This window comes from Streptomyces sp. SAS_281 (assembly GCF_052542855.1).
This window is the reverse complement of the sequence record NZ_JBMNDO010000034.1, coordinates 1-21,539: the sequence shown is the minus strand read 5'-3', so window position 1 is coordinate 21,539 and position 21,539 is coordinate 1. Positions and strand designations below refer to the sequence as shown.

The 21,539-nt window shown below is 69.9% G+C and carries 23 protein-coding genes and 1 pseudogene; 7 read left to right on the top strand and 17 right to left on the bottom strand.

The features are described from left to right. The first annotated feature begins 76 nt into the window (after positions 1 to 76). Positions 77 to 2,191, top strand: a complete 2,115-nt coding sequence (locus tag ACN6LM_RS15620; protein WP_445065963.1) for a tetratricopeptide repeat protein — start codon at positions 77 to 79, stop codon at positions 2,189 to 2,191. Positions 2,192 to 2,247: 56 nt separating this feature from the next. On the opposite strand, the gene ACN6LM_RS15615 is transcribed toward ACN6LM_RS15620, so the two are convergent. The 4 genes from ACN6LM_RS15615 to ACN6LM_RS15600 all read right to left on the bottom strand — a co-directional run bounded on the left by ACN6LM_RS15615 (position 2,248) and on the right by ACN6LM_RS15600 (position 5,255). Next, positions 2,248 to 2,715, bottom strand: a complete 468-nt coding sequence (locus ACN6LM_RS15615; protein ID WP_445065962.1) for a hypothetical protein — start codon at positions 2,713 to 2,715, stop codon at positions 2,248 to 2,250. Beyond that, entirely contained in the window at positions 2,712 to 3,875 is a 1,164-nt protein-coding gene (locus ACN6LM_RS15610) for a hypothetical protein (protein ID WP_445065999.1), read from the bottom strand. Before ACN6LM_RS15610 ends, ACN6LM_RS15615 begins: the two co-directional genes overlap by 4 nt. Before the next feature lie 283 nt (positions 3,876 to 4,158). Further along, positions 4,159 to 4,566, bottom strand: coding sequence for a hypothetical protein (locus tag ACN6LM_RS15605; RefSeq protein ID WP_445065961.1), 408 nt, complete (start codon positions 4,564 to 4,566; stop codon positions 4,159 to 4,161). A 350-nt stretch (positions 4,567 to 4,916) separates the two neighbouring features. Then, positions 4,917 to 5,255, bottom strand: a complete 339-nt coding sequence (locus tag ACN6LM_RS15600) for a MerR family transcriptional regulator (protein WP_445065960.1) — start codon at positions 5,253 to 5,255, stop codon at positions 4,917 to 4,919. A gap of 668 nt (positions 5,256 to 5,923) precedes the next feature. Here ACN6LM_RS15600 and ACN6LM_RS15595 point away from each other — a divergent pair. Next, the gene (locus ACN6LM_RS15595) at positions 5,924 to 6,283 is read left to right on the top strand and encodes a hypothetical protein (RefSeq protein ID WP_445065959.1); all 360 of its coding nucleotides are present in this window, start codon (positions 5,924 to 5,926) and stop codon (positions 6,281 to 6,283) included. Between the two features lie 102 nt (positions 6,284 to 6,385). Here the strand turns inward: ACN6LM_RS15595 and ACN6LM_RS15590 are convergent, their stop codons facing one another. From ACN6LM_RS15590 to ACN6LM_RS15575, 4 genes are all read right to left on the bottom strand, one after another. After that, entirely contained in the window at positions 6,386 to 6,697 is a 312-nt protein-coding gene (locus ACN6LM_RS15590) for an SCO5918 family protein (protein ID WP_445065958.1), read from the bottom strand. 48 nt (positions 6,698 to 6,745) lie between these two features. Beyond that, entirely contained in the window at positions 6,746 to 7,099 is a 354-nt protein-coding gene (locus tag ACN6LM_RS15585) for a CBS domain-containing protein (RefSeq protein ID WP_445065957.1), read from the bottom strand. A 46-nt stretch (positions 7,100 to 7,145) separates the two neighbouring features. Next, positions 7,146 to 8,636 (bottom strand): DEAD/DEAH box helicase, encoded by a 1,491-nt coding sequence (locus tag ACN6LM_RS15580; protein ID WP_445065956.1) that lies wholly within the window; start codon positions 8,634 to 8,636, stop codon positions 7,146 to 7,148. Positions 8,637 to 8,856: 220 nt separating this feature from the next. Then, positions 8,857 to 9,060, bottom strand: coding sequence for a cold-shock protein (locus ACN6LM_RS15575; protein WP_072489439.1), 204 nt, complete (start codon positions 9,058 to 9,060; stop codon positions 8,857 to 8,859). 506 nt (positions 9,061 to 9,566) lie between these two features. On the opposite strand from ACN6LM_RS15575, the gene ACN6LM_RS15570 reads away from it, so the two are divergent. After that, positions 9,567 to 9,779: a DUF6243 family protein gene (locus ACN6LM_RS15570; protein WP_445065955.1), complete on the top strand. Its 213-nt coding sequence runs from the start codon at positions 9,567 to 9,569 to the stop codon at positions 9,777 to 9,779. Between the two features lie 383 nt (positions 9,780 to 10,162). Here ACN6LM_RS15570 and ACN6LM_RS15565 read toward each other — a convergent pair whose 3' ends face one another. Both ACN6LM_RS15565 and ACN6LM_RS15560 read right to left on the bottom strand, forming a co-directional pair. Then, positions 10,163 to 10,510 (bottom strand): YciI family protein, encoded by a 348-nt coding sequence (locus tag ACN6LM_RS15565; protein ID WP_445065954.1) that lies wholly within the window; start codon positions 10,508 to 10,510, stop codon positions 10,163 to 10,165. Between the two features lie 142 nt (positions 10,511 to 10,652). Then, complete coding sequence (locus tag ACN6LM_RS15560; RefSeq protein ID WP_445065953.1) at positions 10,653 to 11,042, bottom strand: VOC family protein; 390 nt, start codon at positions 11,040 to 11,042, stop codon at positions 10,653 to 10,655. A gap of 400 nt (positions 11,043 to 11,442) precedes the next feature. On the opposite strand from ACN6LM_RS15560, the gene ACN6LM_RS15555 reads away from it, so the two are divergent. Beyond that, positions 11,443 to 12,081, top strand: a complete 639-nt coding sequence (locus ACN6LM_RS15555; RefSeq protein ID WP_445065952.1) for a glyoxalase — start codon at positions 11,443 to 11,445, stop codon at positions 12,079 to 12,081. Between the two features lie 21 nt (positions 12,082 to 12,102). Here ACN6LM_RS15555 and ACN6LM_RS15550 read toward each other — a convergent pair whose 3' ends face one another. Together ACN6LM_RS15550 and ACN6LM_RS15545 are read right to left on the bottom strand one after the other, a co-directional pair. Then, complete coding sequence (locus ACN6LM_RS15550; protein ID WP_445065951.1) at positions 12,103 to 12,849, bottom strand: hypothetical protein; 747 nt, start codon at positions 12,847 to 12,849, stop codon at positions 12,103 to 12,105. 313 nt (positions 12,850 to 13,162) lie between these two features. Beyond that, positions 13,163 to 13,843, bottom strand: coding sequence for a class I SAM-dependent methyltransferase (locus ACN6LM_RS15545; RefSeq protein WP_445065950.1), 681 nt, complete (start codon positions 13,841 to 13,843; stop codon positions 13,163 to 13,165). Between the two features lie 49 nt (positions 13,844 to 13,892). Between ACN6LM_RS15545 and ACN6LM_RS15540 the strand changes: the two genes are divergently transcribed. Continuing rightward, entirely contained in the window at positions 13,893 to 14,531 is a 639-nt protein-coding gene (locus ACN6LM_RS15540) for a TetR/AcrR family transcriptional regulator (RefSeq protein WP_445065949.1), read from the top strand. Between the two features lie 1,257 nt (positions 14,532 to 15,788). Then, on the top strand, positions 15,789 to 16,898 hold the full coding sequence (locus tag ACN6LM_RS15535) for a hypothetical protein (protein ID WP_445065948.1): 1,110 nt from the start codon (positions 15,789 to 15,791) through the stop codon (positions 16,896 to 16,898). 607 nt (positions 16,899 to 17,505) lie between these two features. On the opposite strand, the gene ACN6LM_RS15530 is transcribed toward ACN6LM_RS15535, so the two are convergent. The 3 genes from ACN6LM_RS15530 to ACN6LM_RS15520 all read right to left on the bottom strand — a co-directional run bounded on the left by ACN6LM_RS15530 (position 17,506) and on the right by ACN6LM_RS15520 (position 19,642). Continuing rightward, entirely contained in the window at positions 17,506 to 18,138 is a 633-nt protein-coding gene (locus ACN6LM_RS15530; RefSeq protein ID WP_445065947.1) for a hypothetical protein, read from the bottom strand. Further along, a complete protein-coding gene (locus ACN6LM_RS15525) occupies positions 18,135 to 18,587 on the bottom strand; it encodes a hypothetical protein (RefSeq protein ID WP_445065946.1) in 453 nt (150 codons plus the stop codon). Before ACN6LM_RS15525 ends, ACN6LM_RS15530 begins: the two co-directional genes overlap by 4 nt. Positions 18,588 to 19,357: 770 nt before the next feature. Further along, positions 19,358 to 19,642 (bottom strand): hypothetical protein, encoded by a 285-nt coding sequence (locus ACN6LM_RS15520; protein WP_445065945.1) that lies wholly within the window; start codon positions 19,640 to 19,642, stop codon positions 19,358 to 19,360. Between the two features lie 424 nt (positions 19,643 to 20,066). Here ACN6LM_RS15520 and ACN6LM_RS15515 point away from each other — a divergent pair. After that, positions 20,067 to 20,507, top strand: a pseudogene (locus tag ACN6LM_RS15515) (tyrosine-type recombinase/integrase); the annotation flags it as partial. A 228-nt stretch (positions 20,508 to 20,735) separates the two neighbouring features. Here ACN6LM_RS15515 and ACN6LM_RS15510 read toward each other — a convergent pair. Next, on the bottom strand, positions 20,736 to 21,137 hold the full coding sequence (locus ACN6LM_RS15510; RefSeq protein ID WP_445065944.1) for a DNA-binding protein: 402 nt from the start codon (positions 21,135 to 21,137) through the stop codon (positions 20,736 to 20,738). Then, positions 21,134 to 21,382 (bottom strand): hypothetical protein, encoded by a 249-nt coding sequence (locus tag ACN6LM_RS15505; RefSeq protein WP_445065943.1) that lies wholly within the window; start codon positions 21,380 to 21,382, stop codon positions 21,134 to 21,136. Before ACN6LM_RS15505 ends, ACN6LM_RS15510 begins: the two co-directional genes overlap by 4 nt. Positions 21,383 to 21,539 lie beyond the last annotated feature (157 nt).

The following is a 21,539-nucleotide window of genomic DNA, read 5'->3' as shown; positions in this document are numbered from 1 at the left end:
GATGGTCATTCGAACGCGCACCGGGGTAGAACGCGAATGGGGCAGGCAATTGGCATTGATCTACGGGGGTGGATGGATGAGCGATTCCAGCGCGGTCCCGGAAGGGCCTCACCGGAATGAGATCAGCGGCGAGGCGAGTCTGAGCGGACCCACCATCCAGGCCCGTGAAGTGCACGGTGGCATCCATCTCCACCCGGCCCCGGCGGCGCCGCGGCCCGCGCCGCCACGCCAGCTCCTGCCCGTGCCGGTGAACTTCACCAACCGGCGCAGCGACTTCGCGGCCCTGGGCGATCTCCACGGCAGCGGATCGCGGCTGATCGTCGTCAGCGGTCAGGCCGGCGTTGGCAAGACGACTCTGGTGTCCAAATGGCTGCGCTCGATGACCCCGGAATTCCCCGACGGACAGTTGTACGCGGATCTGCGCGGGCATTCGGAGGGCAAACCGGTGGGGCCCGGGGAGATCCTGACCCAGTTCCTCCGGGCCCTGGGGGTCGGCGCGCCGTCCACCGACGCCGCCGAACTGGCCGCCCTGTGGCGGACACTCACCAGCGACCGGCGGGTCGCGGTCATGCTGGACAACGCCTTCACCGCCGCCCAGGTCCGCCCGCTGCTGCTGGCCGGACCGGGGGGACTCGTGGTCGTCACCAGCAGGAGCCGGCTGACCGGGCTGCGCATGCAGGGCGCGGGCTTTCACCAGCTCGACGCGCTCGGCCCGGAGGACGGCGTCGCACTCCTCACCCGAGGGATCGGCGCGGACCGCGTGGCGGACGAGCCACTGTCGGCGCAACGCCTGGTGGACCTGTGTGCGGGCCTCCCGCTCGCTGTCTGTCTGGCGTCCGCGCGGCTCGCGACCCGGCCGCGCCAGTCGGTGGGTGCGTTCGTGGACGCCCTCGCGCGGAACAAGGGAGGCGGTCGGCTGGCCGCCCTCGAAGTGGAGGGGGAGACCTCGGTGCGCAAGGCTCTGGACGCGTCGTACGCGGTGCTGAGCGGGGGGAGCGCCCGCCTGTACAGGACCCTCGGCCTGCTCCCCGTACGCACCTTCGACGCGATGACCGCGGCCGCCTCGTGCGGCGAGTCGTTGGACTGGGCGGAGCGCGGTCTGGACGAACTGGTCGAGGCGAATCTCGTGGAGGATGTCGGCCCCGACAGCTGCCGCCTGCACGACCTCTTACGGATCCACGCACACGACCGCGCCATGGAGGACGAGACGAGCGCGGCCCGCGAAGAGGTGCTGCGCCGGTTCTGCGACTGGTGCCTGCACACCGCGTCGGCGGCGCAGACACGGCTGACACCGGTGCAGTTCACCCTCCCCAGGGTCTACGCGTACGAGCCCGAGCTGCCCCTGCCCTTCGAGGGTGACGTCGCGGCGCTCGACTGGCTCGACACCCACAGGACCCAGTTGCTGGACGCGGTCCGGCTTGCCGCCGGCAAGGGCTGGTACGACACGAGCTGGATGCTGGTGGACGCCCTGTGGCCCCTCTTCCTGCGCCTGCGCCACTACGCGGACTGGATCGAGGCACACGAGATCGGACTCGAAGCCGCCCGGCAGGCCGGCAACAGGACTGCCGAGCGCCAGATGCTCAATTCCGGCGCCATCGGACTGGGGGCCGCCGGCCACACGGAGCAGGCCCTCGTCTGGTACCGGGAGTCCCTCGACGCCGCGCGGGAAGCCGGTGACGTCCGGGACGAGGGCCAGGCGCTGCTGGGCCTCGGCACCTGTCATCGCGAGGCCGGACGGCCCGCCGACGCGGTGGCTCTCCTCAACCGGGCGATCTCCGTATGGGAGGGCTGCGGTTACCTGCGGGGTGCGGCCCTGGCCCGCATCATCCTCGGCGAGATCGCCCTCGTGGCCGGTGCCGCGGACCGGGCCGCCGGGTACTTCGAGCGGGCCCGTGAAACCCTGGTGGCGGTGAACGACCCCCATGATGCCGCGCGGGCCCTCGTCCTCCTGGGGCGCGCCCGGGCCCGAGCGGGATTCCCTGCGGAAGGCACGGCGAGGATGCGCGAAGCCCTGGCCGTGTTCACCGAGTCCGGGGCCCTGTTCTGGCAGGCGCGCTCCCTGGAGATGCTGGGGGAGAGCGCTGCGGAGCAGGGCGACCGGACGGGCGCGGGGCGGTACCTCTCGCGGGCCGTCGCGCTGTACGAGACCACCAGCCCCGCCGACGCGCTTCGGCTCGGCGGGGACGGGTGACCTGCGTGGCCGGGGGACCGGCTGCGGGCCCGGTCCCGAGAGGGTGGGGCCGAGGCTCAGCCGGTCGGTACGACGCGGGCGCCGGGCCATTCGCGTAAGGAACGTCCCGCCACCAGCCAGGCGTGTAGGCACGAGGGCAGCAACGACTGCTCCGCGGAGCTCCGGGCCCGCGACGGCACGAGAATCGCGCACCGGTCCGGACCACCGGCGACGACCCAGCCGCTCAGCCCTCCGCCCAGGGGCACCGCGGCGACGCCGCAGGCCGGGTGGGCCGCGACCAGGTCCGCCACCCGGCGCAGTGCGACGGCGACCGAGGACGCCCGGCTGCCCTGGAGCACGTCACCGCATTCCAGCAGGGAAGCGTCCGCGCAGGCATCCACATCCACGACCAGGTGCTCGTCGATGACCGATGTGCGGTGGGGGCGGCGGACAGGGGTCAGCCGCACGCTGTACGAGACCTGCGCGCACCGGGCGCGCAGCACGTCGGGAAAGGGGCTTGCCTCGACCACGACGAAGCGCTTCACGCCGGCGCCTCCCCACGGTCCGGCGCCCATGCCGCCGGTGGCACGGGTTCCGGCAACGGCACGGTCACCGGCTCGTGTGCGGGCTGGCCCATCCCCATGAGCCCGTACATCAGCCTGCGCGTGTTCCGGTTGAAGTGGCCCGGCTCCGAGGTGATGCGCGACCTGATCGACGCGTACTCCTCGTCCCGGTACTCCCTCGACACGTAGTCGAGCTGGTCCACGAGCGGATGGGTGGGAGACAGCCGCGGGGCATGGGCGGCGAGGGTCGCGGCCGGCGATGAGGGATTGATCTCCTGCTCGGGCGAAGCGGCCAGCAGGATCGGTGCACCGGTGAGCGTCCCGTACAGCGTCACCGAGCCGTGGTCCCCGATGATCCAGTCAGCCGCGATCAGAATGCTGCGCCAGTCCGCTTCGGGCGGCACGACCCCGATGCCGAGGTGCACGCACCGTGCCAGCCAGGACCTGACCTGGTAGGCCCCGTGCCCGGACCACACATTGGGGTGGACGAGCAGAGCCGTACGGTAGCGCGCCACCGGCAGCTCTCCGATCAGCCGCGGCAGCAGCGCGTCGAACCGGCCGAAGCAGGAGTGGGCGCCCCACGTCGAGACCGCGACGACGAGCTTCTGTCCATCGGCGAGCCCGAGCGCGCGGCGGTACGCGGCCCGAAGCGGCATGCTGGCGATGATGCGGTCGTACACGGGGTCACCGAGCACATGCGCCACGGGAACGGCCTCTGGGCAGCTGTGCGCCAGTTCGCGCAGCTCGGAGTGGTGCGGCACACCGACGGCGGCCGGCAGCCGCCCACCAGGCAGGAGGTCCTGCCTGCGCAGCCCCGCCACCCCCGAGTTCGCTCCCTCGCGAACCCTCTTCAGGTAGTTGGCCCCGTGGGACAACGTGATCAGCGGCGCGTCCACGTGCTCCACCCCCCGCGGCCCTGCGGCGAGGGCGAGATCGAAGCTCATGCGCGTGGCCTGGTCCCACGGCAGAACCACTCCGCCGAGCCGGGCGAGGAAGGCGGGCACGTCGTCACCGAAGGCGTGCGGCGGTGCGGTGAAGAAGATCTGGAGCCGGAAGTCCGCTTCCAGCAGCGAGAGGACATCGAGCAGGCGCTTCCCGTACGTCACGGTGTGGATCACCGCCAGCACCCGCTTGCGCCCCACCAGAGTCAGCCACTGCCGCGACTCGGTCCCCTGTCCGTCGACCGTGTCCGGTTCGAACCTGCTCGCCGTGGCCGCGCTGGCTCCGTTCGTGTTGGTTCCGGTCGTACTCAACGCCGACACTGAGTCCCCCTGTTGGTCGATCACCGAGTGCAACGAACTGCTTCCGGTGACGGGATGCCCGGCGAGGGGGACCAAAGGCTCGACGGCGCCTTGCCAGAACCTTGCGGCATGCTGCCGGGCGCAGCCGACGGCTGCCGCGGGAAGGGGAACGCGTGGCCGGACGCTATCGATCCTCTTCGCGTTCCGGCATGTTGAAAGTGAGGCTGGAGAAGTCCCGGCCCTGGAGTACCGGGCCGTTCTGGGTACCCCCGCTGATGGTGTTGTCCACGTCGCCGCCGGCAACGCGTTGCGCGTCCTGCCACCACACGTCGAGCAGTGCGCGGAACTCGCCGTCCAGGGCGGCCCGTACACCGAGTGCGGTCGCGAGGGCCTGCGCACGCACGGGGTCGGCCGGATCGCCCTCCAGGGCCGTGAGCTCCGCCTCGCCGGAGCCTACGGCGGGCTCCTCCTCCGACCGCCGCAGGAACGGGCGCCGCACCAACGAGGTGAGGCCCTGCCACGCCTGGCGGCCGGCATCACCGCCGACACTGCCGGCCATGGCCGTGAGGGCCGCTGCTGTGATCGGATCCATGCCGGGCTCCCCCTGGGTCGCTGGCTACGATCACAGCGTAGGGCGGGGGCAGAGGGTTACGCAGGGGTTCGGGCACGGCAGGGCATACGCGACGGAAGGCGCGAGAAGCGGATGCCTGCGGTCGAGCGGCTGTGAAAAGAGTGGACGCTCCGCATCGGGGACGCATTCACGGTGTTCTTCGAGGAGTCCCATCCCTTCGACCGGATCCGGGTCTCGGAGAACGTCGCCACGTTCCGCTCGGCACTGGGGATCGAGACTGCGGTGGATACCGCGATGACCCGCGTCGGTGGGTGGGGGAGACGGGGTGACGGCGGGGCGCCCCGACGTGCGCCCGTGCGGTCCCGTGCCGCTCAGTCCTCGGGCTGCGCTTCCGCCGCTTCCGCCGCGCGGCGGTACTCGGCGTTGATGCGCTGCGCCTCTTCCAGCTGGTCCTCCAGGACGACGATGCGGCAGGCGGCCTCGATGGGCGTGCCCTGGTCGACCAGTTCGCGGGCGCGGGCGGCGATACGCAGTTGGTAGCGGGAGTAGCGGCGGTGGCCGCCTTCCGAACGCAGCGGGGTGATCAGACGGGCTTCGCCGATGGCGCGGAGGAAACCTTGGCTCGTGCCGAGCATCTCGGCGGCCCGGCCCATCGTGTAGGCGGGGTAGTCGTCGTCGTCAAGACGGCCGTACGAGTCGTCTGCTGTCACTTGCACCTCTCTTGTGGAACGCGTTGAGGGGCCTTGGTGCCACTTGGCACCAAGGCCCCGAAGGAACTACTACACCACCTGCCGGTCCGGACTCGGCACCGGCCTTCTTTATCCGCAGCTCCGACCTGGCCGCTGTCGGGAGCGCGGGGATCGCGGTTGCGTGACCGGAGACCACCTCACTATCGATGTCCTGCGGTACCCGGGCGGGCTGAAGGCTTCCTCCCGGGCGATCCTGATGGCGCGGCTCCTCCGTTCTTCTCTCGGGATCAACTGCTGACCAGCGGGCACTGCGTACTGCGTTCACGGACGCCGTGACTGTCATGTCAGCGGCCCCGCTCCGGCGGCCCCTTGCCTGCGGGCCACCCGGTCCGGCCGTCAGTCCCGTCGCCGTCCTGCAACAGCCCTGGCTTCGGAACTCCACCGCCGCACCGTCCTGCGACTACGTCCACCACCGGCAGTCCGTCTCTGCCGGGTATCGCTGTCTCTCTGGGTTACGAGAGAAACCCTAACCACGTCAGCGAGCAATGTCTACTGTGGTCATCATAGATTTTCGGATTCACTCGGAGGAGGTAGTCGACCGCTCCGGAGGAGTCGGCCGCCCCGCCACCCACCGGCTTGTCCGAGGGCCCGGGGGACGCCGGGCCGGCCCGTGCATAAGATCGGCTCTCATGTCGAAGCCTGACGAGCTGCTCGTTGACGTCGCCACGCTGGTGGAGTCCGGGCACAGCAACCAGATGTCCCTCACCGTGGTCGCCGGTGGTGCCGTCATCACCGGCCGGCTGGCGCCCGAAGCCGTGTGGCGGCAAAGGGTGTCGGAGGTCCTGACGGACTCCGCCCGGCTGGGCGAGTTCTCCGCCGTGTTCACCGCTACGCCCCCGAGGGAGGGTCCGCCCGCGTATCTGCACTTCCATATGGCGCGGATCCTCCAGGGAACGGTGGGGATCCCGGAGACGGGCGGGATGTACCGCGTCGCGATCGCGGACGTCAGCGCCTGGACCATGGGCGACTTCACGTACTCCGAGCACTGACGTTCCCACCGGGTACGCGGAAGGGCCCGACCGGCACATTGCCGATCGGGCCCTTCCGCCTGCTCAGGTCGCGGTCCGCGCCACCCGCCGGGCAGCAGGCGGTCAGACGGCCACCGGGGTGCCGAGCATCGCGGAGGCGTGCTGCAACGGGCTGAGGGCCGGGGCGGGCGCGGCGGCCCGGGAAGCGCTGCGGCAGGTGAAGCCGAGCTTGGTCATCGCCCGGAGGACTTCGTCGGCGCTGAAGTCGCGGCGGTCCTGGCGGGTGACGACCTCACCGACCTGCTTGACGGGGTAGACGCGGCGGCCGATGGTCACGGAGTCTCCGACGATCTCCTCGGGCTTGACGCCCTTCATGGAGTCCAGGACACCGCTCTTGGTGAGCTCGAACGGGAAGCGGGCGATGACACAGCGCACGATGCCTCACAGGGAGAGAAAGGGGGATGGTTCCGCGGGGGAGACGGTTCAGAGGGCCGCGGCGAGGGCGGGGGGCCGCCGGTGCGTGGTCCCGCCGGCCGTCATCGCGGCCGGTGGATGCGGCTCCCGGTCGCCGAGGAGGTCACGCAGCTGCACCCGGTCGGAGTAGCCGGGCCCGTCGCGGACGACGGCGAGCTGGGCCCGGGTGACGAGGCCGGTGGGCAGGCCGTCGTTGTCGCAGACCCTCAGGCGGCCGGTCCTGGCACTGGTCATGACGGACAGGGCCACCTCCACGGTCATGTCGTCGCAGACCTGCGGCCCGGCGGCGTCCATGGCATCGAGCACCGCCTCGGCGACGGGGTCGGTGTTCGCCGGGTCGGGCTGGTTCTGGACCGATGTCACAACGTGCCTCCTGCGGAGATGGGCCGGCCTTCGGATCGGGCGGTGCTCAGGCCGCCGCGTTCCTGACGGACTGCCGCCCGCTCCCGCGCCGGGACCCCGCGCCCGGGTTGCGCCGGCCGGTGGGGGACGCGCCGCGCTTGCGCCGCTCGGGCGCCGGCGTCGTGATCGTCACGGGGATGCCGGAGGGGGTCCGGGCGCCGGTGATCCGGCTGAGCGCCGCCTCGCCGGAGCGGACCTGGGTGGTCCGGGGCGTGATGCCGGCGGCCGCCATGAGGCGGTTCATCTCGCGGCGCTGGTCGGTGGTGACCAGGGTGACGACGCTGCCGGACTCGCCGGCCCGCGCGGTGCGGCCGCCCCGGTGCAGGTAGTCCTTGTGGTCGGTCGGCGGATCGACGTTGACGACGAGGTCCAGGTTGTCGACGTGGATCCCGCGCGCCGCGACGTTCGTCGCCACCAGGACCGTGACGTGCCCGGTCTTGAACTGGGCGAGGGTGCGCGTGCGCTGCGGCTGCGACTTCCCGCCGTGCAGCGCGGCGGCGCGGACCCCGCTGGCGAGAAGGTGCTGGGTGAGGCGGTCCACCGCGTGCTTGGTGTCCAGGAACATGATCACCCGGCCCTCGCGCGCCGCGATCTCCGTCGTCAGCCGGTGCTTGTCGGCACCGTGCACGTGCAGGACGTGATGCTCCATCGTGGTGACCGCACCCCGGGAGGGGTCCACGGAGTGGACGACGGGGTCGGTGAGGTACCGCCGGACCAGCAGGTCGACGTTACGGTCCAGAGTCGCGGAGAAGAGCATGCGCTGGCCCCCGGGGCGGACCTGGTCCAGGAGCGCGGTGACCTGCGGCATGAACCCCATGTCGGCCATCTGGTCGGCCTCGTCCAGGACGGTGATCGCGACCCGGTCCAGCCGGCAGTCACCGCGTTCGATCAGGTCCTTGAGGCGGCCGGGGGTGGCCACGACGACCTCGGTACCGCCCCGCAGCGCGTGGGCCTGCCGGCCGATCGACATCCCGCCGACCACGGTGGCCAGCCGCAGCTTCGCGGCGCGGGCGTACGGGGTCAGGGCGTCGGTGACCTGCTGAGCGAGCTCCCGGGTGGGAACGAGGACCAGGGCCAGCGGCTGGCGGGGCTCGGCGCGCTGACCGGCGGTGCGGGCCAGCAGGGCCAGGCCGAAGGCGAGCGTCTTGCCGGAGCCGGTCCGGCCGCGGCCGAGGACGTCGCGGCCGGCCAGGGAGTTCGGCAGTGTCGCCCCCTGGATCGGGAACGGAGTGGTCACGCCCTGCGCGGTGAGGGCGGACAGCAGGCTCTGGGGCAGGTCGAGGCTGCTGAACAGCTCGACCGCGGGCAGCGGCGGGGTGACCGTCCGGGGAAGGGCGAACTCTCCCTGCACGGGGGCGGGCCGCCGGCCACCCGAACGGCTCGGGGCCGACGAGCCGGAGCGGCGGGGCCGGACCGGGCCGGCGGTGGGGTGGCCTCCGCGTCCGTCACCTCGGAGGGCGGTGCGGGAGGACCGGCTGTTCGTGCGCGTGGGGTTCATGCTGAACCTTCCTTGATACGGCACGCATCAAGGAATTCCGCAGCGAAGGAACGGCGTGGGGAATCACAGGAACGGACCGAATGAAATGCGGACGCGCGGCCTGCGGAATTCCGCGCCGGCGTGAGCGAAAAATGAGGGGTGGTGCACGGGACGGAATTCGGAAAAGCAAGTGGCTGGGGCCCGCACCCCGAGGGATGCGGGCCCCAGCTGCACGTACGCGTCAGGCGGAGACGATGTTCTCGGCCGTCGGGCCCTTCTGGCCCTGAGCGATGTCGAAGGACACCTTCTGGCCCTCCTGCAGCTCGCGGAAGCCCTGGGCGGCGATGTTCGAGAAGTGGGCGAAGACGTCAGCGCCGCCACCGTCCTGCTCGATGAAGCCGAAACCCTTTTCCGCGTTGAACCACTTCACGGTGCCAGTAGCCATGTCAATCTCCTTTGGGCAGTACACCGGAATCCGCACTTTACGGACCCCGTGTCGCCGCGATGATGCCCTGCCCGGAAATGACCGGAAATACGAAGCGCCCCTCTGCGGCCTACGACCGCCTGAGGCGCCTGAAGTTTTTGGGTACCAAAACTGCAACTGCCTTCGACAGTAGCACGCCAAGGAGAATTATGTGCGTACGTGAATTTCCCGCATACGCCGCAACAAAAACCCTCCGGGGATGGACCGCTAAATTCTGAGACGGCCGGCAGAGATATTCGGTGCCCCCGGGCCGCGCGCGTCCGCCCGGCGGCACCCGACGCCCGCGGACGCCGGGGCGTCGAAAGGCGTGGCGCGCGGGCCCGACAGGACCGGGTAACGTCTTCGGCATGTTCTTCCAGGCGCCGGTTCCCGGCTGAGAGTGTGACGGGCCCCGCTGACGCCCTTCGGCACTGCCCCGTCCCCCAGCGTGAATCCGTAGAACCCTTCACCACACCACCGGAGAACCCGTGACCGACAGCAAGAACATCAACAACCCCGTGGGCCAGGGCGGCGGCCAGCGCAAGAAGCTGTCCCGCGCCGAACGGCAGAACAACGGTCCGCACCGCAACCTCGACCGCCAGGGTGCCGCCGACCGCAAGGCGGAGCTGGTGCGCAAGATGCGCGAGAAGACGCGGGCGACGGGGAGCACGGGACAGACGGACGACGACGCCCGGAGCTGACGTACCGCACCCGCCGGGGCACGGCCCGACGGCCGCCGGGCCCCGACGGCCACTGGGCCCCGGTGGTGTGGCGGCCCGGTGGTGTGATGGCTCTGGTGGTGTGGCGGCCCGGCGGTGCGATGGCTCTGGCGGTGTGGCGGGCCCGGCGGTGCGATGGCTCCGGCGGTGCGTCGGCCTGGCGGTTGTGCGGCCCCGGCCGGTCACGCGGCCGGCGGCCCGGCGGTGCGATGGCTCCGGCGGTGCGTCGGCCTGGCGGTGTGGCGGCCCCGGCGGTGCGGCGGCCCCGGCGGTGTGGCGGCCCCGGCCGGTCACGCGGCCCCGGCCGGTCACGCGGCCCCGGCAGGTCGCGCGGCGCCTTTCGCCCGCGGCCGGAGCCGTGTCGCTCAGGCGGATTCGAGGATCGGACGGATCTCGACGGTCTCCGGGGTGGGGAGACTCCTGGCCAGTTCGACGGCCTCCTCGCGGTCGGCCACATCGACGACGAACCAGCCGCCGAGGGTCTCCTCACCGGTGTGCGCGGGCCCGTCGGTGACCGTCGTCGTCCCGTCGGCCGTCGTGCGAACCGTCGCGGGGAGCGTGCGCTCGGTCTCCAGGGCGTCGCCGCCGACGAGCTTCCCGGCCGCCGCCAGAGTGCCGATCCAGCCCTCGTACTCCTTGCGGTAGGCGTCCCGGTCGGCCTGGATCCGGCGGCGTGACTCGTCCGTCTCGAAGATCACGAGTGCGTACTTCATGGTTGTTCCCTTCCGGCCCGCAGGCATGCGGCCAGTACTGAAGCTGGTTGAGAGGTGCCTGAGGGGTGCCCGGGGCCCGGGCACCGGCCGAGGACCGCACCCCCGCACAGGAGCGCGGTCCTCCATACGGACATACGGACGGTTACGAGGCCCAGCCGCCGTACGGCACGGTGATGAGCTCCATGGCGTGACCCGCCGGATCCATGAAGTACACGCCGCGGCCGCCGTCGTTGTGATTGACCGTGCCCGGCTGCTTCCGCCGGGGGTCGGCGTAGTGCTCGATGCCGCGCGCTCTGATCTGCGCGTACGCCGCGTCGAACTCCTCCTCGGAGATCAGGAAGGCGTAGTGCTGCGGCGTGATGCTGTCCACCGGGACGGTGGCGAAGTCCAGTGTGACGCCGTTACTCAGGCCGACCGCGATGAACGGACCCCACTCGGCGGTGATCTCCAGGCTGAGCAGGTTCGCGAAGAACTCCGCGGATTCCCGGTTGTTCCGGGCGTGGACGATCGTGTGATTCAACTCGACTGACAAGGAATGCCTCCGAAGGCATGTCCCGACACCTCCATGTCTCACCCAGCCGGTGACCGACACGCGATGTTGCCGTAGACCGTATGCCTATCTGGCGGATGGATCAAGGAAGTTGATGTGCGCCGCGGCCGGACCGGCGAACGAGCCGCGACTCCCGCCCCTGTGCGAGGGCTGCCTCCGGCGGCAGCGTCTCCCCCTGCGTGAAGGCGCCCGTGAAGACGTCGCCCCCAGCGCGACGGTCGCCGCGGCGGAGGTGCGGTCGACGTCCAGCCGCTCCGCGGCCGGGAGGGCGCGCCCGTGGCGCCGCGAAGAAGCGCCGCGATCCCGGGGCCGCCGGACGGGGGCCGACTCCGGTCAGGAATCGAGAAGCTCCGCCTGCGGCACGGCCCCTAGCGTGAGGGGCATGGCAACCACCGCTTCCACCGCAGCCGTCACGTCCCTCGCGTCCGTCACCCTTGAGGTGGCCGACCTCGAGGCCGCTCGCCACTTCTACAGCGCCTTCGGCGTGGACACGTACGTAACCCTCCGGGCGTCCGAGGCGCACTCCACCGGATTCCGCGGCTTCACCCTGGCGCTCACCGTGGCCCGTCCGGCCATCGTGGACGGCTTCCTCGGCGCCGCCGTAGACGCCGGCGCCACCGTCCTGAAGCCCGCCGCGAAGTCGCTGTGGGGCTACAGCGGCGTCGTCCAGGCACCCGACGGGACGATCTGGAAGATCGCGACCTCTGAGAAGAAGGACACCGGTCCCGACACCCGCGAGATCGACCAGGTCGTCCTGCTGATCGGCGTCGAGGACGTGAAGGCCACCAAGCAGTTCTACGTCGGCCGGGGCCTGACCGCGGCCAAGAGCTTCGGCGGCAAGTACGCCGAGTTCGCCGCCGGACCGGCCGGCCCCGTCAAGCTCGCCCTGTACAAGCGCCGCGCCCTGGCGAAGGACCTCGGCGTCCCCGTCGACGGCACCGGCTCGCACCGCGTCGTCCTCGGCGGCACCGCCGACGCCTTCACCGACCCGGACGGGTTCACCTGGGAGCCCGCCGCCTAGCGCGACCCCCGCGCGTACGGGTCAGAAGGGTGGCACGAGATCGCCGCGGCCATCGCTGTGCGGCCCCCAGCTGCAGGGCTCTTCCGGAAGAGGCTCAGGATCGGGGACGTCGTGGCCCCATGCTTCGAGTGCTCTCCGGGCAACCCGCCGGTTGGGCGCGTCTGCGCTGACGTCCAGGACGGCGCGCGCGGCCACGGCGAGGTGATCGCGGTGGTCGGCGAGCGTGGGGTGCTCGGCGAGGACGAGCGCGGCGATCACGGCGGCTTCGCGCACGTCCTCGTGGCTGTCCCGCAGGAAGGGTGCGACCGCCCGACAGAGCATCGGGCGCAGGTCCCGGAAGCACGCCACGGTGGTCCCGGGACCGAGGAAGCCGGGGAAGGACTGCTCCGTGCGACCCGCCATCTCGTCGGAGGCGTTGTACGCCATGGAAGCCAACCAGCTCAACAGGGCCGCGCGGACGGGCACGTTGCGGTAGGGCCGCGGGGTCGTAGCCGCCGGGTGGGTGAGGATGCCGGCGACGTACAGGGCGACGGGGCCGGTGGCTTCGTAGACGGTGTTCTGGTGGCCGACCGTCTCCCCCAGCTCCGACAAGGCGCTGACCTGGGCCTCGGGGTCGGGTGTCAACAGCCGTGCCAGGACTCTGGGAAGGCCCTCACCGTTACCGAAAGCCGTCTGGAGCGAACCCCAGTCGGTCTCCGCCAGCACTGCCTGGTGCGGCGGCAACTCGGGCCCACGGGGCGCGCCGGCCTGGGAACGGCTGTGGTTCACCGGCACAACCTAGCGCGGATCCGATGGAGCGGGTGACGAGAGCCGAACTCGGACTCCGAGCTGGGGAATCAGCGGTTCTTGGGCAGTCGAAGTGGATCTGGCCTGCGTGTTCGTCCGGACGCGCGTGGTCGGTGCGGTCTCCGGGCGCCGCACGCGACCACTGTTGTCCGCTCCGAAGGGCACGGATGGGGCACGGTCGCGGGGGGTTGAGCAGTCGGCCGGGGCGCCGGACAGCACGCGGCACGTCGACCACTACGACGCCCGAGCGCGACCCGCCCGGGCGTCGTTGCACGTGCCGCGCGACCGGCGATCGCTAGGCGTCGCGGCGTAGCGTGAACCAGGAGGTCGGCACCGAGTTGGTGCCCGGTGTGACGTCGAGCAGCTCCCAGCCGGAGAACCTGGCGCGGAGCTCGTCGGCGGTGACGCCCGCCGCCCACGACGTGATCTCGGTGGTCGAGCTGCCGAGCGGCTCGGGGCCGTACCCGAACATCAGTAGACGTGCTCCCGGAGCGGCGCGGTGGGTGAGCCCGGCGGCGTAGGCGTCGCGGCGATGCAGCGGGACCCCGCAGTAGCAGCTCAGGTCGAAGAACAGGTCGAAGGGGCCCGGCACGTCCAGCTCGTCGAGGCGGGTGGCGTCTCCGTGCAGCAGCCGCACCGCCACCCCTGCCCCCGCAGCCTTCTCCCTGGCCCGGTCGACGGCGCGATCGATCAGGTCGACGGCTGTCACCTCCCAGCCGTGCCGTGCGAGGTAGATGGCGTTGGTCCCCGTGCCGCAGCCGAGTTCGAGAGCACGGCCGGCCGCCGGCGCGCCGTGCTCCTCCACCAGGGCGACCAGCTCGGGCGGCGTCACGCCGGTGTCCCACGGTGCCTTGCCGGCGCGGTAGTAGCCATCCAGTGCCCGGTGGACGGACTCCTCCTCGGCGTCTTGCTGCGCCGAGGCCAGGTCCGGTGCCGGCCCCTGGGGGGCGTTGGACAGGTCCATCGTCTCCTCCAAGAAATTAGAGTCGAACTCTAGTGATGAACTCTAGAGATAGACTCGCGCCATGGACGATGTCAAGCGGCCGGACAAGCGGGCCGAGCGCTCACGCCGCACGCGTGAAAAGGTCGTCGAGGCGGCTCGCGAGCTGTTCGTTGCGCAGGGTTACGGGGTGACGAGCCTGCAGGAGGTCGCGGACCGGGCGGGTGTGGCCGTTCAGACGGTCTACTTCGTCTTTCGCAACAAGCGCACGCTCTTCAAGGAGGTGGTCGACGCGTCCATTGCCGGGGACTCCGAGCCGGTCGCGACCATGGAGCGTGAGTGGTTCCGCGCCGCGTGCGCCGAGCCCACCGCGGTCGGCCAGCTGCGCGCGCACGTCCACGGCACCCGCGAGATCCTCGGCCGGGTCGCCCCGATCATGCCGCTGATCGAGACCGCCGCGGCCACCGACCCCGAGATCGCTGCGCAGTGGCCGGACGGCCCCGACCCGCGTTACACCGTGCAGTACGCCGCGGCCGAAGCCCTGGCCGGCAAGCCCGACACCCGTCCTGACCTCTCCACCGAGACGGCGGCGGACCTGCTGTTCGGCCTGCTCAGCCCGCAGCTCTACCTGATCTTCGTCCGCGACCGCGGGTGGTCCCCGGACAGGTGGGAAGACTGGGCCCGTGCGGCCTTGACCTCACAACTCTGCGCCGACCCCGGCTGAGCGGACGGACGGCACGGTGGTCGGGTCCACGATCTGCTGGACGGTCCGGCTCCCGTGTCGTACCGCTGCTGGGCGAGGCCGGCGGTGAGCGTCGTGGGCCTGCGTCCGCCGACCCGGCCGCGGGCGGAGGCCAGGCCCTCCACCGCCTTGGCCGCGATCAGCTCGCAGCGCAACTCGACAAGGACCGACAGCATGCCGAAGTACCCCGGCCCCTGAGGACCCGGTGCGGGGCCACGCTCAAGAGCACGATGGCCCGCGCCGGTTGGAGACCTCGTGCGGATCTGGTCCGGGATTCCTGAACTGGTCCTGACACCAAAGGGGCCCGAGCCACTGGCTTGGGGCTTTCCTCACGGAGCGGGTGACGAGGATCGAACTCGCGCTCTGAGCTTGGGAATCAACGGCGCTCGGGTAGCCAGAGGAGCCGTGAAGTGCGGCTTTGCAGCAGGCAGGCGGATGGTCCCCTGCCTCTGAGAGCCGTATCTGACCGCTGTTGTCCGCTCTGCTGGGCACGGACGGGGCACGCGCGGGGAGGATGGGCGCCACCTCCGGAGACGCCGGCGTCTGCAGTATGGGCCACAGGCCGACGGAAGAGCCCGGCCAAAGTACTGGGCCTGCTGCCGTTCCGCCGTGCAACACGGCGGAACGGCTGATGGCCGGGATGCAGGGCCAGGTGTCGTGGAGTTCCTCGGGCGGGTGGGACGGAAGCGCCGTCGGGGCACGTTGACTACCGATGAGGGCGACCAAGGCGTGAGCGCCGTCGATGCCGGGGGATGGCTCCGATGTAGGTGACCGCGTTCAGTCCGGACCGGGGCGGGGAAGAGGCCCGGCTCGGAGGCGTGGAGTGTGGAGCGGCGGCGATGGTGGTGGAAGCGTCGACCGGCTGCAGGCGGGTTCCGGACAGGCCCAGCTGTGGTGTGTGCAGAGGCAGGTGAGGTGGCAGGGGCGCGGGGGAGGAGTAATCGGCGTGACGGCAGCCGCAACTGCTGAATAAGGGCTGTGTACCAGGCGAACCACGTGAGCTTTCGTGTCACAGCGGCAGGTTGGGCGAGCGCGGAAACGGCTGACCGACAACGCTCCGCCGGGATGTACTTCTGGGAAGGTGGGAATCGGATTGCGCACCCACGGCACGCCGTCGGGCGCACGCCCCGCCGTTCGGAAAGGCCGCAGGAAGGCTGAGCCCCGGCCCCGCGGCAGGCAATCGCACTGAAGCACCGGATCGCGCAGACAGTACCGACCTCACCAACAGGAGGCACACTTATGCACGTCCGCACGTCATATCTGTCGAGCAGACCCGTCCGGGCCGTGATGCTCGTACTGGGCATGGTGGCCGCCCTTCTGGCCGCAGCTCTTCCCGCAGCCGGCCCGGCCCACGCCGCCGTACCCGACCGCTGGGGCTTCGCGTACCTCGACAACGCGACTCCGCCCCCCGGTTACGTGCCTGACTCATCGCGGCAGTGGGGGAGTTGGACCTCACCGTCCGCCAACCCCGTCAAGGTCGACCAGATCGGCCTCGGTTCATACGTGGTCCACTTCCCGCTGATCGGCGGACCGGGCGGCATCGCCCACACCACCGCGGTGAACAGTGCTGCCCACTGGTGCCAGATCGCCGACTGGAAGACCGTGGGCTCCGGCCAGGACGTATACGTCAACTGCTACCTCCCCAGCGGCGCACCGGACAACTCCACCTTCACGGTCCTCTACACGAGCAGCAGCGGCTTGCCCGCCACGCCCTCCGGCTCGTACGGCTACCTGAACTCGGACAGCAGCGGCACCGTACTCACCCAGTACAACTCCACGGGGGCCACCAACGCGGTGAGCAAGGGATCGACGGGCATCTGGAAGGCGTGGCTTCCGGCCCTCGGGCTGTCCGGCTACGCGGGCGATCTTCAGGTCACCGCTGTCGATCCGAGGCAGGGAGCGCGGTGCAAGGTGTCCGACTGGACACCGGGGTCGGCGGGCCAGACCGTGATCGTTGCCTGCTACGACGCGTCCAGCAAGCCGTACGACACCGAGTGGACTTTGAGTTACTCCTATCTCCGAGCGGTGCACGGGCCGGCCTTTCCGCCGAAGTCCTTCGGATATCTCTGGTACAACGGCTCCCTGCCCGCGCTGACCAACTACAACTCCAGCGGAGCCACCAACAGCCTCGGTGGCTCGGGAGCGCCCTTCACGGTCACCATGCCGTCGGTGGCCGTCCCGTCGGACACCGCCCACGTCACCGCTTACGGACGCAGCGCCGACTACTGCGGCCTGTACAAGCCTTGGGACAGGACCAGTGGTTCCGTCCGGCTCCACGTGGCGTGCTTCGACCCCGGCGGAGCGCCGGTGAAGACACCCTTCTTCGCCGCCTATACTTCGGCGTTCTGACCTGAGGCACAGCTACGACCGGGGCGCGTCAGCGCCGAGCTTGTCGGCGGCGGCCACGAGGTGCTGTGGGTGCCGGGGGAGCGCAGCGCGGAGACGCGGCGCCGTGCGAGGGAGGCTGGCGCCACAGCCTGTGACTCGCTTGCGGAAGCTCTGTCCCGTAGCTCGGTCGTTCTCTCGGTCTGCCCACCGCAGGCGGCGGAGGACGTGGCCACGGCCGTAGCTGCGCACGCTTTCGACGGGGTGTACGTCGATGGCAACGCCATCAGTCCTCAGCGCGTACAGCGAATCGCCGAGGAAATCCGCCCCTGCTGGGCAGTCGTCGACGGTGCCGTCTTCGGTCAACCGCCGGGGGAGGGACGTACGGCGCGGTTCTACGTTGCAGGGTCCGGCTCCGCCGTCGACCTGGTCGCGTCGTTTTACCGTCCCTTCTGGCACGTTGTGGCACGGGCTCCCGTGTGGGCAACCGCTCGGACGGGAGTCCGGTCTGGGTTGCGCGGCCGATGGCGATCGTCGGGTGGCCACCATCAGGATGCGGTTGCGCCGATGGGCTGGGGGCAGATGCAGCGGGCCGGCTCTCAGGGCGCCCTGGTGCGGTGTGGCCGGGTCGTTACCAGCTGGTCAGGTCGACTACGTGGACACAGTGGGGGTCGGATGCGTCTGTCACCCAGCGTTCCTCTTCGCCGATGAGTGAGGGCAGGGCGGCCAGCAGTGCGGTCAACGCGCCGGTGAGCTGTACGTCGGCCGCGATCAGGCCCTCGGACTCCTCGACCGCGAGGTAGAGACGCATGCTGTCCTGTCCGGTGAAGAGGAACCCGCAGAGTGCCGGGCTGGGCGGGGTCTCGACGAAAGGCCAGGCCAACGTGCGCAGCACGCGCAGCACGTGATCCGTGCGGGTCGAGTCGGCGGGTTCGAGGGCGGTGATGTCCACCGGGACAAGCGGCATGCCCATCACGGTCGCGTCCGTGTGGGGGAGAGGGCCGGATGTGAGCGTGCGTGTCCAGCCAAGGACCAGGGGGGCGGTCACCGGCTCCCCGTCCTCGTCCGACAACGGGACGTCATAGGCGACCAGTTCGTGCGGCCCAATCGCGTCGGCAACTCCGGTCACGACCCGGACCGCATCCCGCGTCGGCAGCACACCGCGTAGGAAGGTCCCCTCGGTAAGGGGTACCGCTGTGTAATCGAGGAGAAAGCGCGTGATGTGCGCCTGCTGCTCAACCGTTTCCCCGTCGAGGTCATTCACTCGTTGATCCAGTCCGGGCACCTGTTCATGCCCTTGCAATAGGCCGTGATGACACCGATCTTCTTGCCCCTGCCTGCGTCGTACTCGCCATCGGCCGTACGGCGCGCGTACTGCACGATGACCACGATCTCGACCAGCCTGGTCTTGTTGCGGGCAACCCCGTAGTACTCGAGTCTGCCCCCGTTCTTCTTGTCGACCTTCCCGGCCAGGGCCGCGTCGACCACCCGGCACTTCTTGATGTTGTGCTTACCCGAGAAGTGATTCCAGCCGAGATCGGCGTTTCCGTAACGGGTAGGGATCACCCGTCCCTCGGGATCGGTCTCCTCGCACTTCACGCTCTTGTTCCAGTGCGGCGCCGCTGACGCCTCGCCCAAGGGTGTGGCTGCGAGGCAGGCGCTGGCGACAACTGCGGTCAGGGTCTTGATCTCTTCATGACCGGACAGTGCCATCCCACCGCAGGGCATAGTCCCTCCCCGCGGCCAGGATCGTTTCTTGTCCCCTGGATGGACGAGGCCCAATGCGGCTGAGCGAACATGTCCGGTTCTGTCTCAGCGTCGTCAGCCGCCTCGCGCAGGTTGCTAAGGGCTGCCGTGGTTGCGCTCCCGGGCACCGGGACCCGGACCCGTGGCCACAGCAGAGGGGTCCCGCCTGTCCGGCTGTCCGGTTATGGCACGGCGCTGCGCGGCATAGCGAAGAGAGCGACGTGCGTGAGCAGCATCTGTCCATCCCGGAAGTGGCCCGAGCTTCTGGGCATGGCCGAGCGCTTCCCTTGGCGGTTTGTGAAGGTCTCTGGCGGCCGAAAGGGGGCAAGGTGGTGCGCAGATGGTGCGCGATGATTAGACCGGTCCGGACAACAAAGAAGCCCCCGGCCGCTGGCCTGGGGCTTTCTCATGGAGCGGGGGACGAGAATCGAACTCGCGCTCGGAGCTTGGGAATCACCGCGCTTCCGGACCCCGGGTGCAGCCTGGCCCGCGCGAACGGACGCCCGCACGAGTCCTGCAGCCCACCCTGAGCCCGCTGTTGACCGTGGTTTACCAACCTGTCGGGCACGGATCGGGCTCGGCTACGGTGCGCGACTTCTTCGTCCCGAAGCAATGCGTCCGCCCCGATGGGCTGCGGCTCAACTGTCCTTGACCTGTGTGAACTGTTCGCCAGAGCCCATGGACGTCCGCCTCGGTGTGGGGCCGTTGGGGCGCAGTCAGACACTCGGCCTGTGCTCCTACAGGCCGCGTAGTGCCTCGTGTAGGTCGCCGTAGGCTGTCCAACAGTCGATGCTGCCGTCTTCGTACAGGCTGCCCATGTACCAGTCGTCGTCGTGGACTGGCTTCACGAGGCACAGACTGTGGAACCCAAGCACGATTTCTGGTTGCAGCACCTCGTCGGCTCCGTCGAAGGCTACCCACTTCACCGCCCTGTTTGGGTCTAGGACAACAGCCTCTTGGTCCCCGGACACGTCGGCGATCTGCTGAAGGGTCCACCCCGGGGGTAGCTGCGCGTCTGCCATTCACGGATGATCCCACCCGCCGGGTGTGGACCACCGCTTTAGGGGCGAGGTGGGGCAAGCATGGGCCTGACCTGCGGATTCCCCGCCTTGGGTGGCGCGGCCGACGCGTCCCACTGCGCACCGTGATTCCCCCTGAGTCCCCGCTCGTTCTGGCACGCCAGGGCACGAGCGAGGAGCTGGGCTCCGCCTTCGGTGTGGAGTGAAGAGGAGTCAGGGACGTCAGGTGGGACGGGCCGAGATCTGTTTCGTGCCCGATGCGAGCGAAGCGCTTGAGGACGTCTGCAACGTCGACATGTGGGTGATCTTCGCGGATGGCCTCCGGTGGTCAGGGACCATTTTCACGCTCGCTGAGGTCCAAAGGCTCATGAAGCGGTGGGCGACGACGGGCGAGGAGCTGAGAGGAAGCTTCTTCACCTGCTGGGAATTCCTGCGCAAAGACCTTCAGAGGCACATGGACTGGTACGCGGAGAAAGGGCCGGACGGGCTGTTGTTCGTCGGTGAGAAGGGCAAGCCGTTCCGGCGCTCCACCTTCGGGCGAAAGTGGCGCAAGGCGCGGACCGCTGTAGGTCTGCCTGAAAATTTCCGCTTCTACGATCTCCGGCACACCGGGCACACCCTTTCCGCCCGGTCGGGAGCCACCCTCAAGGACACGATGGTGCGCGCCGGCCAGTCGACGGAGAGGGCCGCGCTGATCTATCAGCACTCCGACCACGAGCGTCAAAAAGAGGTGGCGGGTGGGTTGGGCCGGATGGTGCGAGCGGCCCGGGACAAGGCACAAGAGGAGCGCGAAAAGGGGTCAGGTAGTGCGGAGGTTGTGCAAGGCGCTCAGGAAGGTCTAGACAACGACGAACCCCCAGGCCGATGACCTGAGGGTTCGTGGAAGAGCGGGTGACGAGAATCGAACTCGCGCTCTGAGCTTGGGAATCAACGGTTCTTACGGTGCTGGAGGGGCTCTGACCTGCGATTTCGGAACGGGCAGGTGGATGGCTCCCGGTCTCTGGGAGCCGTATCTGACCGCTGTTGTCCGCTCTGCTGGGCACGGATGGGGCACGAGAGCTGGCAGTGCGACGCGTGCTCCGGGCGGGCCGACTGGTCAGAGGGGGACGATGCGGACTTGGTTGCCGCAGAGCTTGGTCATGTCATCGCTGTCGGAGGTCAGCAGGGCGACGGGTTTCGGCTGGCGGAGCGCGACCTCGGCGACCGTGGCGTCAATGGCGTACTTGTGCCCGTGCAGCCCGGCGTCTTTGAGGAGCTCAGCCGCCGCTTTCGCCGCCTGCTCGGTGACGGGCTCCACCTTGACACGGGACAGGGCCCAGTTGAGGCGAGGCATGTTGGTGCGGGAGTGGGTGACTTCCACGATGGTGTTGGCCCCGATCACCAGGTCGGCTCCCATGTCGTGGAAGACCTGCAGCATGGCGAGGAGCTTGCGGTCCTGCGCGACCCAGGCGGACAGTCCTTCCGAGTCCAGGACAACGGTCTCGAAGCGCTCGCTCACGCGGCGTCCGCGCCCGTGGAGGTGCCGGCGGAGCCGAAGATCTTCCCGCGCGCCTCGGCGAGCTCCTCGTCGCTGAAGGCGCCGTGCTCCTCCTTGTGACGGTGGAGGTCGTCGCCCAAGAGCTGGTGCCGGATCTGGCGGGCTACGGCTTCCGCCACGTAGCCGGAGACGTTGTCCGTGATCTTGCGAAGCTCCGCCACCTGATCGCTGGGGAGCGTGACGGTGATGCGAGTCGTTGAGGACATGAGTCCAATCATACTGGAGTATGCAAGGCTAGGCTTGAGTCACAGGCCCGTGCCTAGATGTATTGACCCGCAGGGTTGTTGACGCGGGTGATTGGGGGCCGGCCTCCGAGTGCGGTGTGGCAGCGATGGTAGTTGTAGCTGTGCAGGAAGCCCTGGA

Excerpts from the sequence above, each read along its gene's own strand:
- ACN6LM_RS15620 (WP_445065963.1), top strand. The coding sequence starts at position 77 with ATGAGCGATTCCAGCGCGGTCCCGGAAGGGCCTCACCGGAATGAGATC.
- ACN6LM_RS15605 (WP_445065961.1), bottom strand. The coding sequence starts at position 4,566 with ATGGATCCGATCACAGCAGCGGCCCTCACGGCCATGGCCGGCAGTGTC.
- ACN6LM_RS15595 (WP_445065959.1), top strand. The coding sequence starts at position 5,924 with ATGTCGAAGCCTGACGAGCTGCTCGTTGACGTCGCCACGCTGGTGGAG.
- ACN6LM_RS15580 (WP_445065956.1), bottom strand. The coding sequence starts at position 8,636 with ATGAACCCCACGCGCACGAACAGCCGGTCCTCCCGCACCGCCCTCCGA.
- ACN6LM_RS15575 (WP_072489439.1), bottom strand. The coding sequence starts at position 9,060 with ATGGCTACTGGCACCGTGAAGTGGTTCAACGCGGAAAAGGGTTTCGGC.
- ACN6LM_RS15565 (WP_445065954.1), bottom strand. The coding sequence starts at position 10,510 with ATGAAGTACGCACTCGTGATCTTCGAGACGGACGAGTCACGCCGCCGG.
- ACN6LM_RS15555 (WP_445065952.1), top strand. The coding sequence starts at position 11,443 with ATGGCAACCACCGCTTCCACCGCAGCCGTCACGTCCCTCGCGTCCGTC.
- ACN6LM_RS15540 (WP_445065949.1), top strand. The coding sequence starts at position 13,893 with ATGGACGATGTCAAGCGGCCGGACAAGCGGGCCGAGCGCTCACGCCGC.
- ACN6LM_RS15535 (WP_445065948.1), top strand. The coding sequence starts at position 15,789 with ATGCACGTCCGCACGTCATATCTGTCGAGCAGACCCGTCCGGGCCGTG.
- ACN6LM_RS15525 (WP_445065946.1), bottom strand. The coding sequence starts at position 18,587 with ATGGCACTGTCCGGTCATGAAGAGATCAAGACCCTGACCGCAGTTGTC.
- ACN6LM_RS15520 (WP_445065945.1), bottom strand. The coding sequence starts at position 19,642 with ATGGCAGACGCGCAGCTACCCCCGGGGTGGACCCTTCAGCAGATCGCC.
- ACN6LM_RS15505 (WP_445065943.1), bottom strand. The coding sequence starts at position 21,382 with ATGTCCTCAACGACTCGCATCACCGTCACGCTCCCCAGCGATCAGGTG.